The 11,245-nt window shown below is 39.3% G+C and carries 11 protein-coding genes and 9 tRNA genes; 1 reads left to right on the top strand and 19 read right to left on the bottom strand.

The features are described 5' to 3' along the window. Nucleotides 1–270: 270 nt before the first annotated feature. From SPK86_RS11570 to SPK86_RS11525, 10 genes are all read right to left on the bottom strand, one after another. Nucleotides 271–347: transfer RNA gene (locus SPK86_RS11570), tRNA-Pro, on the bottom strand. Between the two features lie 8 nt (nt 348–355). Next, nucleotides 356–432, bottom strand: a tRNA-Arg gene (locus SPK86_RS11565). A 63-nt stretch (nt 433–495) separates the two neighbouring features. Next, nucleotides 496–579 (bottom strand) — tRNA-Leu (locus SPK86_RS11560). A gap of 77 nt (nt 580–656) precedes the next feature. Then, a tRNA-Lys gene (locus SPK86_RS11555) sits at nt 657–732 on the bottom strand. Between the two features lie 55 nt (nt 733–787). Continuing rightward, nucleotides 788–862, bottom strand: a tRNA-Gln gene (locus SPK86_RS11550). 5 nt (nt 863–867) lie between these two features. Next, nucleotides 868–944: transfer RNA gene (locus SPK86_RS11545), tRNA-Asp, on the bottom strand. A 33-nt stretch (nt 945–977) separates the two neighbouring features. Beyond that, nucleotides 978–1,049: transfer RNA gene (locus SPK86_RS11540), tRNA-Glu, on the bottom strand. 9 nt (nt 1,050–1,058) lie between these two features. Then, nucleotides 1,059–1,149, bottom strand: a tRNA-Ser gene (locus SPK86_RS11535). A gap of 5 nt (nt 1,150–1,154) precedes the next feature. Continuing rightward, nucleotides 1,155–1,229, bottom strand: a tRNA-Asn gene (locus SPK86_RS11530). Nucleotides 1,230–1,553: 324 nt separating this feature from the next. Continuing rightward, the gene (locus SPK86_RS11525; protein ID WP_284141788.1) at nt 1,554–2,012 is read right to left on the bottom strand and encodes a SprT family protein; all 459 of its coding nucleotides are present in this window, start codon (nt 2,010–2,012) and stop codon (nt 1,554–1,556) included. Between the two features lie 206 nt (nt 2,013–2,218). On the opposite strand from SPK86_RS11525, the gene SPK86_RS11520 reads away from it, so the two are divergent. After that, nucleotides 2,219–3,700, top strand: a complete 1,482-nt coding sequence (locus tag SPK86_RS11520) for a catalase (protein WP_330949404.1) — start codon at nt 2,219–2,221, stop codon at nt 3,698–3,700. A gap of 57 nt (nt 3,701–3,757) precedes the next feature. Here the strand turns inward: SPK86_RS11520 and SPK86_RS11515 are convergent, their stop codons facing one another. The 9 genes from SPK86_RS11515 to SPK86_RS11475 form a co-directional block, all read right to left on the bottom strand. Further along, nucleotides 3,758–5,920 carry a Tex family protein gene (locus SPK86_RS11515; RefSeq protein WP_330949403.1) on the bottom strand — a complete coding sequence of 721 codons (2,163 nt, stop codon included), beginning with the start codon at nt 5,918–5,920 and terminating at the stop codon, nt 3,758–3,760. Nucleotides 5,921–6,099: 179 nt separating this feature from the next. Further along, entirely contained in the window at nt 6,100–6,696 is a 597-nt protein-coding gene (locus SPK86_RS11510) for a SpoIIE family protein phosphatase (RefSeq protein WP_284141785.1), read from the bottom strand. Beyond that, the gene (gene sigB / locus SPK86_RS11505; RefSeq protein ID WP_330949402.1) at nt 6,693–7,484 is read right to left on the bottom strand and encodes an RNA polymerase sigma factor SigB; all 792 of its coding nucleotides are present in this window, start codon (nt 7,482–7,484) and stop codon (nt 6,693–6,695) included. Before sigB ends, SPK86_RS11510 begins: the two co-directional genes overlap by 4 nt. Continuing rightward, a complete protein-coding gene (rsbW, locus tag SPK86_RS11500; RefSeq protein WP_284141783.1) occupies nt 7,456–7,932 on the bottom strand; it encodes an anti-sigma B factor RsbW in 477 nt (158 codons plus the stop codon). The genes sigB and rsbW overlap by 29 nt, the downstream gene beginning before the upstream one ends. Continuing rightward, nucleotides 7,932–8,264 carry an STAS domain-containing protein gene (locus SPK86_RS11495; RefSeq protein ID WP_284141782.1) on the bottom strand — a complete coding sequence of 111 codons (333 nt, stop codon included), beginning with the start codon at nt 8,262–8,264 and terminating at the stop codon, nt 7,932–7,934. Before SPK86_RS11495 ends, rsbW begins: the two co-directional genes overlap by 1 nt. Before the next feature lie 124 nt (nt 8,265–8,388). Then, the gene (locus tag SPK86_RS11490; RefSeq protein ID WP_284141781.1) at nt 8,389–9,399 is read right to left on the bottom strand and encodes a PP2C family protein-serine/threonine phosphatase; all 1,011 of its coding nucleotides are present in this window, start codon (nt 9,397–9,399) and stop codon (nt 8,389–8,391) included. Nucleotides 9,400–9,547: 148 nt separating this feature from the next. After that, nucleotides 9,548–9,949, bottom strand: coding sequence for an anti-sigma regulatory factor (locus tag SPK86_RS11485; RefSeq protein WP_284141780.1), 402 nt, complete (start codon nt 9,947–9,949; stop codon nt 9,548–9,550). Nucleotides 9,950–9,951: 2 nt separating this feature from the next. Beyond that, a complete protein-coding gene (locus tag SPK86_RS11480; RefSeq protein WP_284141779.1) occupies nt 9,952–10,308 on the bottom strand; it encodes an STAS domain-containing protein in 357 nt (118 codons plus the stop codon). Nucleotides 10,309–10,314: 6 nt separating this feature from the next. After that, complete coding sequence (locus tag SPK86_RS11475; RefSeq protein ID WP_284141778.1) at nt 10,315–11,184, bottom strand: RsbT co-antagonist protein RsbRA; 870 nt, start codon at nt 11,182–11,184, stop codon at nt 10,315–10,317. Nucleotides 11,185–11,245 lie beyond the last annotated feature (61 nt).

The raw sequence follows: 11,245 nt of genomic DNA, 5'->3' as shown, positions 1-11,245 counted from the left end.
ACCCTCGACATCAGCTTGGAAGGCTGAGGTTTTACCACTAAACTACACCCGCATTAATAATAATGTTTTGAATCCTATTTAATTATAACGCTCTATTCATGTCCCTGCATCTACTAGCCAAATCAGTGATGTGAATGCTTCGGGACAACTCGTTGCCTATTCGGCAGAAGCTTTGCTCGTGGCTGAGGTTTTACCACTAAACTACACCCGCATTTAAAATGAAATTATTAATTAGGTTTTAACTAACAACTAATCATTTAAAAGCTGCAATGGTCGGGAAGACAGGATTCGAACCTGCGACCCCATGGTCCCAAACCATGTGCTCTACCAAGCTGAGCTACTTCCCGTCAATAAATGGCGCGCCCGAGAGGAGTCGAACCCCTAACCTTTTGATCCGTAGTCAAACGCTCTATCCAATTGAGCTACGGGCGCATCCTGTTCAAACAACTTTCCTACTATATAACATCTACAAACGAAAAGCAATATGCTTTTAAGTGCGGCCGAGAGGACTTGAACCTCCACGGGTTATTCACCCACTAGGCCCTCAACCTAGCGCGTCTGCCATTCCGCCACGACCGCATAGTGTTTGTTCCCAACTTAATAATAGCAAATAACGAATTATAGATGAAGGAATTTAAAATCCTATCCTTTAAAAATGGTGAGCCATACAGGATTCGAACCTGTGACCCTCTGATTAAAAGTCAGATGCTCTACCGACTGAGCTAATGGCTCTTCATATTAAAATTCACATTTAAAATTTATTGTTAACTTCCTCACAAATAAAAAATGGCTGGGCTACCAGGATTCGAACCTGGGAATGACGGGACCAAAACCCGTTGCCTTACCGCTTGGCTATAGCCCAACAAATGGCGGTCTGGACGGGACTCGAACCCGCGACCTCCTGCGTGACAGGCAGGCATTCTAACCAACTGAACTACCAGACCCAACCTTATTTTATTTTATCTGTTAATAGAAGATGACCCGTACGGGATTCGAACCCGTGTTACCGCCGTGAAAGGGCGGTGTCTTAACCGCTTGACCAACGGGCCATTAAAAAATGGCGGAGAAGGAGGGATTTGAACCCTCGCGCCGCTTACGCGACCTACACCCTTAGCAGGGGCGCCTCTTCAGCCACTTGAGTACTTCTCCGTATTTGGCTCCACAGGTAGGATTCGAACCTACGACCGATCGGTTAACAGCCGATTGCTCTACCACTGAGCTACTGTGGAAAAGTATAAAATTCAATAACAGCAACGAGAAATATAATACAATAATTCAAATGCGATGTCAACCATATTTTTTCACTTTATAATTGACTCAGTTAGTTATCTCTCGTGTATTTCTTTAGCTTTATTAATTTAACATGTCTAGCGCATTTCGTCAATGCAATTCTCACTAAAATTTACCCTTTCTCAATACACTTCAAATAAAATGGTATGTTAAGAGGATATCCCTAGAAATTGATGATTCATTCTATCAGCTTGTTTCTTGTATGCTATTAACTCCCTACTATATATAGGACTCCAACTAGAATCGCAACATCGTTTATACGATTATTGATGCACCTTTATTAATTTGCCTCGGCACTTTCCACAACGGTATTTGCTAACATTTACCATTCTTACACGCTTATAAATAAGATGGCAGTTACAACATTGATAGATATGATTAAAACGTTCTTTCTGGGATGGTAATGGTTTGCAATGACGTGGGGAGCCTGTTTTCTTTAACAGTATTTTAAAATCTTGATCACGATGCTGATAACCTTTCCCTTCTATATGAAGATGGTAATGGCAAAGCTCATGTTTAATAATCCCTATGAGTTCTTCTTCCCCCATCTCTTCCACATATTTTGGATTTAGTTCGATAAGTCGCTTTGTTGGTATGTATCTACCACCAGTCGTTCGTAAACGGGGATTAAATCGAACCTTATCTTGAAAGGGTTTCTGAAAGTATGTTATCGATATTCTATGCACTAAATCATGCAGTTCTTTTTCATTTAGCATTTTCATTTGCGAAAACTTCCCTATTCTCTTCTAGCTATTTTTGGATCATATTAGGTTGATTTTATCATATTTCTCTACTTTTAAACATAGTGATTATTATTCAGTTCGGAAATTCTATTTTAAAATTATTATAATTAAATATTGATTTTTATAATGTTTGTATTATAATGAGATACAGATGTTAATTAATTTAACAAGGAGAGGTGTTTATTTTGACAAAAGATAATAAAAAGAGATTAACAACCGCTGCAGGAGCTCCTGTTCCTGATTACGAAAACTCCATGACTGCTGGTCCTAGAGGTCCATTGTTATTGCAAGATGTATGGTTCTTAGAAAAACTGGCTCATTTTGATAGAGAGGTTATTCCTGAACGTCGTATGCATGCAAAAGGCTCTGGTGCTTATGGAACATTCACGGTTACCCATGATATTACCAAGTATACAAGAGCAAAGATTTTCTCCGAAGTCGGGAAAAAGACGGATATGTTTGCGCGCTTTTCAACAGTTGCTGGTGAGCGCGGCGCAGCTGATGCAGAGCGTGATATTCGTGGGTTTGCACTTCGATTCTATACAGAAGAAGGGAATTGGGATGTAGTCGGAAATAACACACCTGTGTTCTTCTTTAGAGATCCATTACTTTTCCCTGACTTAAACCATGCTGTTAAGCGTGATCCGCGTACAAATATGCGAAGCGCAAACAACAACTGGGATTTCTGGACTTCCTTACCTGAAGCACTTCATCAAGTAACAATCGTTATGAGTGATCGTGGGATTCCAAAATCTTATCGTCAGATGCACGGTTTTGGAAGTCATACATTTAGTATGATCAATGCGGATAACGAAAGAGTCTGGGTTAAATTCCATTTCCGTTCTCAACAAGGAATTGATAATTTAACAGATCAAGCTGCTGAAGCGCTTGTTGGAAAAGATCGTGAAAGTCACCAAAAAGACTTATATGAAAACATAGAGAATGGTAATTTTCCAAAATGGAAATTGTACATCCAGGTGATGACAGAGGAAGAAGCAAATAACATGCCATACAATCCTTTTGATCTCACAAAGGTATGGTATAAAAAAGATTTTCCTCTCATTCCAGTAGGAGAGTTTGAATTAAATCGAAATCCAGAAAACTATTTTGCTGAAGTAGAACAAGCTGCATTTACACCTGCAAATGTAGTCCCTGGTATTAGCTTCTCACCAGATAAAATGCTGCAAGGTAGATTATTCTCCTATGGAGACGCTCAACGCTATCGTCTCGGAGTAAATCACCATCAAATTCCTGTCAACCAACCAAAATGTCCATTCCACAGCTTCCATCGTGATGGTGCTATGCGAGTAGACGGAAACCATGGCAGCAGATTGCATTATGGTCCAAACTCTTACGGTGAATGGCAAGACCAACCAGAATATAAAGAGCCTGCACTTCCTATTTATGGTGATGGGGATCGTTGGAATTTCCGTGAAGATGATGATAATTATTTCGAGCAGCCTGGAAAGCTATTTAACTTAATGAGTGCGGAGCAAAAGCAATTGCTATTTGAAAATACAGCACGAAATATGGAGGGTGTAGAAAAACACATTAAGCTACGCCATATTGATCACTGCTATAAAGCAGATCCAGCATATGGTGAAGGTGTTGCAAAAGCAATGAACATCTCCTTAAGTGAAATAGAAGCAGCAAGTGAACAAGAATAAACGATTCACAAAAACAATAGGGTCAAATGCTATCGTAGCATCTGACCCTATTTTCATTTAACGCTTCACCATAGATAATGCAATCCTACCCTTATTTAAATCAACAGATTCCACCCAAACGGTTACCACATCTCCAACAGAGGCAATGTCCATTGGATGCTTTACAAATTTATCGGACATTTTAGAAATATGCACGAGCCCATCTTGTTTTACTCCGATATCGACAAAGACACCAAAGTCTACGACATTACGAACCGTTCCTTGCATTTCCATTCCTTGCTTTAAATCTTCTAATGACAAAACATTTTGCTTTAAGAGTGGCTGTGGAAAATCATCGCGTGGATCTCTTTCTGGTCTGCTTAGAGCAGCGATAATATCCTGTAAGGTTAGCTCTCCAATATCAAGCTTTTCTGCCACTGCTTTTACGTCCATCTGCTGTAAGCTTGCGCGCAGCTTCTCAGTACCTATATCTGCTAAGCTACAATCAAGCATTTCCAATAGCCTCTCTGTATGCGCATAGCTTTCTGGGTGGATTGGTGTCCGATCAAGTGGATGATCCCCATCAATAATACGTAAAAAGCCGATCCCTTGCTCATACGTTTTCGCACCAAGGCGCGGAATTTTCTTTAGTTGCTTGCGATTCGTAAATTTACCATTTTCATAGCGATACGCAACAATATTATTGGCAACCGTTTTGTTCAGTCCAGATACATGCTGTAATAACGATGTGGAAGCTGTATTCACATTCACCCCAACATGGTTTACAGCTGTTTCTACTACAAAGCTAAGCGACTCGTTCAGCGATTTTTGACTTACATCATGCTGATACTGTCCAACACCGATGGACTTCGGATCAATTTTAACAAGCTCTGCTAACGGATCCTGTACTCTGCGCGCAATAGAGGCTGCACTTCTTTCTTCTACTTGTAAGTCCGGGAATTCCTCTCTTGCAAGCTCTGAAGCAGAATAAACACTTGCACCAGCTTCATTGACAATAATGTATGGAATAGTCAGCTTATGCTTCGCAATTACATCGGATATAAACTGCTCTGTTTCTCGAGACGCTGTACCATTTCCGATAGCGATTAAGGCAACATCAAAGGACTGTATTAGCTCCATGACTTTCTTTTCTGCGCCAGCAATATCATTTTTGGGAGCGGTTGGATACATCACTCCGACAGAAAGCACCTTTCCTGTCTCATCAACTACCGCAAGCTTACATCCTGTTCGAAAGGCAGGGTCTACACCAAGTACGGTTTTACCTTTTAATGGTGGCTGTAATAGTAAGTTTTTTAGGTTTTTAGAAAAGATATCAATTGCTTGTTCTTCGGCATGTTCTGTGAGTGTATTACGAATTTCACGCTCAATGGACGGTTGAATTAAACGTCGATAACTATCATCAATTGCCGCTAAAAGTAATTCCTTCAGCTTACCGTCCGTTTGGCTACGCACAATTTTTTTCTGTAAATATGCTTGTATCCGCTCAACTGGGGGCTCGACATTCACTTTAATAATATCTTCCTTTTCCCCTCTATTCAGCGCTAAAATGCGGTGGGAAACAATCGAACGAACTTGCTCACTATATTCATAGTACATTTCATATACTTGTTTTTCATCGTTGTCCGCATTTTTTGCTTCTGATTGAATGATTCCTCGCTTAAACGTTTCCTCACGAATTACTTCTCTATATTCGGGATCATCTGATATCCATTCGGCAATAATATCATTTACCCCTGCTAGCACATCGTCAATTGTGTGTAGCTCATATTCTTCTGAAATATACCTAGCCGCTTCGTCATCTATATGTATTTTTTCTTGCTTCCATATTTTCTCCGCTAGCGGTTCTAATCCTTTTTCCTTGGCAATGGTCGCCTTTGTGCGACGCTTCTGTTTATAAGGGCGATATAAGTCTTCTACACGCTGGAGCTGGGTTGCTCCATTAATTTCTCGTTCTAGCTCTTCGGTCAGCTTTCCCTGCTCTTCGATTAAGCGAATCACTTCCTGCTTTCGCTCAGCTAGGTTAACGGCATAGTGCCACTTTTCCTGAATCGTTTTAATTTGAACTTCATCAAGACCACCAGTTGCTTCCTTCCGATAACGTGCAATAAATGGAACTGTATTTCCTTCATTTAATAGCGCAATCACTTTGTCTATCGTACTCGGTTTAATCTGGGTTTCCTTGCCGACCCAGTGAATTAATTCTTTTTCTAAATCAGACACGTTTCATCCTCCTTCATATACATTCATTATTTTATCAAAGAATGAAGCAGTTTCCTAGCAGACCTCCTAGCTCATTTCAAGATGGCAATCCGATTCTCTATCACCTGTCAGCCATTTCTTTATCAGAAATATACGCTTCTTGATTTTTTCCCAAACAAAAAACCGACTTTTCGTCGGTTTTACGCTTCATATCGCATTGCAATTAAGGTCGTATCATCTTTTCTCGGCAGTCGAACTGCTTTTTCATAGGAATGAATGACATCATGCACATCCATATTTAACAAAAAGGGGTACATCAAATCCGTATCCGATACACCATCGGAGAACATAATGAAATTCATGCTCTCCTCCAATTTTCCCTGCATTACTTTAAACGGACGTGAATATCCAGTCAAGTACCCGGCATTTGGAATATTCCGCTTTTTCTTTTTATCTTCTGTTATCGTCATTATTCCTATATTGCCAATAGAGGAATATGTATAGGTTTTTGCTTTAAAATCTATCTTTAATATCCCTAATACTGCGCCCCGCTTCCCAAGTAGCTGCTTGGTGCATATCGTCAATAGTTCTTCAACGGATGCGTCAATATGATCCCGAATAATATCTACCACTACCTGCGAGGATTCTCTTGCAAATTCTCCGCTTCCTAAACCGTCTGCCAACGCACAAACAAATTCATTTTCTTTCTCAATATAATAATAGCTGTCACCACATGATCGATAGCCGTGTTTCGGTTGTTGGTATACTGCTACATCTACTTTATTTGGGCTTTTCAATCCAATACCTCCGTACGATCACTTTGTATGGCCTCACGAAGTTTTTTTAATGCGCGGCGCTGCAGTCTAGATACATGCATTTGGGATATATCAAGTAATTCTCCAGTTTCTTTTTGGCTTCTATTTTCAAAATACGTATATTGCAGGATAAGCTGCTCTCGTTCTGTTAAAAGTGGTAGCATTTTTTCGAGCAACATTTTTAAATCTGTCTGATGGTAACCATCTTCGTTATTTCCGATCAAGTCAAGAATAGCTACCGTACTACCATCCGAATCCGCCTCTACCTTACGATCGACAGATAACGCTTTATAGCTTTTACTCATTTCCATTGTTTCTAGCACTTCTTCTTCGGTTACCTCTAAATGTGCTGCAATTTCTTTTACGGTTGGAGATGCCTGATTTGCGGTCGTCAATTCATCCACCGTTCGTTTTATCTTCGGACCAAGTTCCTTAATTCTTCGTGGCACATGAACACTCCACGTTTTATCACGAATAAATCGTTTGATTTCGCCAATAATGGTTGGAATAGCAAACGTTTCAAAGGACTTACCAATTGTAACATCAAAACGGCTTACTGCTGCTAATAGACCAATCATTCCCACCTGGACTAAGTCTTCATGAATAATACTATTTTTGGAGTATTTTCTAGCAATGGATTCAACAAGGTCTTTATAGTTAAGGACGATTTGCTCTTTCACCTGTTCATTTGATGGATCTCGCTGGGCTTCTTCAATCCATTTATATACCTCATCTCTTCCTCTATTGTGTGGCTGAGACTTGGTCGCCATCAAGGTCCACCTCTGCTTCGCTCAGGTATTTTGTCATTAAGACGATAACCCCGTAATTGTTGTTAATTTCTACCTTATCCATCAATGCCTTGATAAGAAATAAACCAAATCCACCCTCGCGAAGATTTTCCACCGATTCATTTTGCTCATATGGACCAGTGCCGTCCTTTATATCCTTTAAGTCAAAGCTGCCACCATGGTCAGCAACCATAATTTCTAAACGATTTGAATAAACTCCAAAACCAATTGTAACCTCTCCATTGTCTTCTGCAGTATATGCATGCGATACCGCATTCGTAATTGCCTCGGATATCGCCACCTTTAAATCTTCAATATCCTCGTAGGAGAAGCCCATCCGATTTGCAATACCAGAAATGCTTAGACGTACCACTCCAACATATTCCGCTTTGGCAGGAATTCTCATTTCAATAAAATCAAATGTCTCCATTATCCTTTTCCACCTCGAATCACCGCATTAATATCCATAATTTCATGTAGACCTGTGATCTTAAATAAACGAAATACCCGTTCTTGTAGATTTACAAGCTGCAGCTTACTTCCATGCTCTTTCGATGATTTTAAGACATTAACAAACACACCAAGTCCCGTACTGTCCATATAGCTTACTTGTTCCATATCGACCTGAACGAGGTTATTCTCCTTTTTTGTTAATGGCAACAGCGCATTTTTTAAATTAGGGGCTGTGTACGCATCAATCTCTCCAACCAAATTAACGACGGAACCTTCCGCAATTTCCACTACATCTATCGATAAATTCATTTACATCCTCCTACTATTAAAGTTTATAAACGTACGTTTTTCAAAAAGGTAATCCTACGTTTTTAATACCTGCAAACAATAAGAAATAGCTTAGTAAAAAACTTTTACCCTTTTCTACGCACCCTTAAACTTCCTTGCGCATAATAATGAGCGTAAAATCATCTCTTAATTGAAAATCTTGTAGCTGTTCAAAATACTTATATACTTGTTGAACCATTTCTTGAGCAGGCAAATGCATATGTTGCTCGATAATTTGTAGCACTTCCTCTCGCTCAATAAAGCGGTCATCTTTTCTACACTCTGTTACACCATCTGTAAGGAGAACGATCATATCTCCTTTATCGATTTTCTGTTTGTATTGCGGGTATTCTGAATCGGGTGATACACCAAGAACAAGACCCTTTGTTTCTATTTCATAAAAACGCTTTTCCTTTGCACTAAAATAAAACCCAGGCTCATGTCCTGCCGAGGAAAAATGAAACATACTTTCATGAGGAACATATTGTCCGTAAAACATCGTGATAAACATGCTTGGGTCTACATTACGCTCAACAACACGGTTTAAACTTTTTAATATACTTTTCGGCTCCATTGATTGCTCTGGAAAACTATCCATTGAATACTTAATCATGGACATGGACAATGCAGCAGGAATGCCTTTCCCGATAATATCTGCTAGCGCAACACCAATAGAGCCATCCTTACAACGGATAAAATGATAGTAATCCCCATTCATTTGATGCGCAGGAACACTAATTACACCAATTTCTAGTCCTTCTACTTTTGGTGTGGTTGTAGCTAATAATGTTTTTTGCATATTGGCTGCAACAGATATCTCTGATTGGAGCTCAAGCTGCTTTTCTCGTAATGTTTGATATTCCTGCATTGCAAGTCCATACGAAATCATTGTTTCTACGAGAAAGTTCATCGCCCGTTGAACCTCTTCATATACATTCGGGTACAATTCAGCAAGTGCTTGAATATGTAGATTTACAATCTCTTCCGGCAAGATATTTTGCTTAATAAAGGATTTCGTAATTTGTTCAGCACCATACAACGCTTTTTCATCCTGCGTTTCGATAAATAGCTTTAATAATTCTTTATAATTAACTGCATCCAATTTAATATTGTCCACAGATATACCTCCTGCACTGAAAAAGAGGACGAAAATTGAACCTCCTAATATTCAAACAGTAAATATTAGTTAAGGTATAAGAAAAGGCAGGAAAGATTCCTGCCTTAACACTACCATTTCAGCAAGTGAAATCTCGCTTTTAATTCCTTTATCGTACCCACTTTATCGTTGTTATGTTTGTTCCTTTATCCTTATCTGAGGTGATACTAAACTCATCCATCAATCGCTTTACGCCTGGAAGTCCAGCACCAAGTCCGCCAGAAGTAGAAAAACCATCCTCCATGACAAGACCAATATCCTGTATTCCAGGTCCTGTGTCAATTGCTTTAATACACATGCCTTTTTGATCTAAGTTGTCAATTACTTCAAAACAAATTTTCCCATTCCCAGCATACAAGTATATGTTTCGAGCTAATTCTGATATTGCTGTAGCAATCCTGGCTTGATCAACGGTGCCAAATCCGATTTTCTTGGCAATGTCGCGTCCAACCTGTCTTGCCCCAACAATATCCCACTCTTTTTGAATGGTCACACAGGATTGGAGGCTCATAATTATTCCCCCAATTCCTGATGAAGTTTCATCAAACCTTGTTCTAAGTCTAATGCCGTTGGCACGTTTCGCAAATGAATGCCTAGGTCAATTAAGGTCACCGCTACTGCTGGTTGAATACCTGTTAGAACTACCTTCGCTCCCATTAAATCGGACATGGTCACGACATCTCCTAGCACCTTGGCGATAAAAGAGTCAATGATTTCCACTGACGTTAAATCAATAACAACCCCGATTGCACCTGTTTCATGGATTTTGTTCAAGAGATCTTCTTGAAATTGAATCGCTGTGTTATCATCTATTTCCGTCTGAATCGAAATAAGTAGATAGTTATGTAGCTTGAGTATTGGAATTCGCAAAATCCCTCACTCCCCTCTTATGGAATCTATCAAGCTTTCAATATTCGCTGATTTAGAATCAAGTTCTTCAATTCGTCGATTTGTTAATTCAAGCGCACTCATAAAACCTTTCTTTAATGAGCTTTTCGTTGGGAATTTATCTAGGTTGATCCCTAAGTTAACAATCGTTTGGGCGATTTCTGGTCGAATTCCTACGAGTATACATGTCGCTCCAACTAAACGTACTGCTTCTGCTGCTTGAATAATATGATGTGCCACCATCGTGTCTACAACAGGAACACCTGTTATATCAATTAATACTACTTCTGAGTTATGGCGAATAACACCATCTAATAGATTTTCCATAATGAGCTTTGCACGCTCTGTATCTATCGTACCTATTAAAGGCATGACGGTAATATCATCAAGTACAGGAATTAATGGTGCAGAAAGCTCTTGCAATGCTAACCGTTGCAATGAGACTATATTTTCCCAGCTTCCCGAATATTCATTTACGAGCTGACGAATAATAGGCTCTATCCATAAATCAACACTTGTCATCACATTCGCAAAATAAGCAGAATCTACTTTATCCGTTTGTGTTAACATAAATTCAATCGTCACACGTCGAAAAACCTGTAGTCCGTCCGTGATATAGCTTAACGGCCATCCAAGGTGAATAATCTTCTCCGAGAATTGTTCGAGTGATTCCATGGAGCCATGATTTTTTATACTATCAAAGATGACATTAACAAATTCACGATTCGTACTCTCAAACAGATCACCAGAAATAGTCGCTGTATAATTTTCATTTTTTAATGAATGAATTTCATTTAGCCACATTTGTACAATTTCATCACTATGTTGTAAAGCGATTTGCTTGATATGTTTGTCCATTTACTTCCCTCCAAATAATCTTCATTCATGTTACAAATATTCTTGCATACCGTTTTCGTTC

Source organism: Virgibacillus sp. MG-45 (genome assembly GCF_036409425.1).
Classification (GTDB): Bacteria; Bacillota; Bacilli; order Bacillales; family Amphibacillaceae; genus LDC-1.
This window is presented reverse-complemented; position numbering and strand designations above follow the sequence as displayed.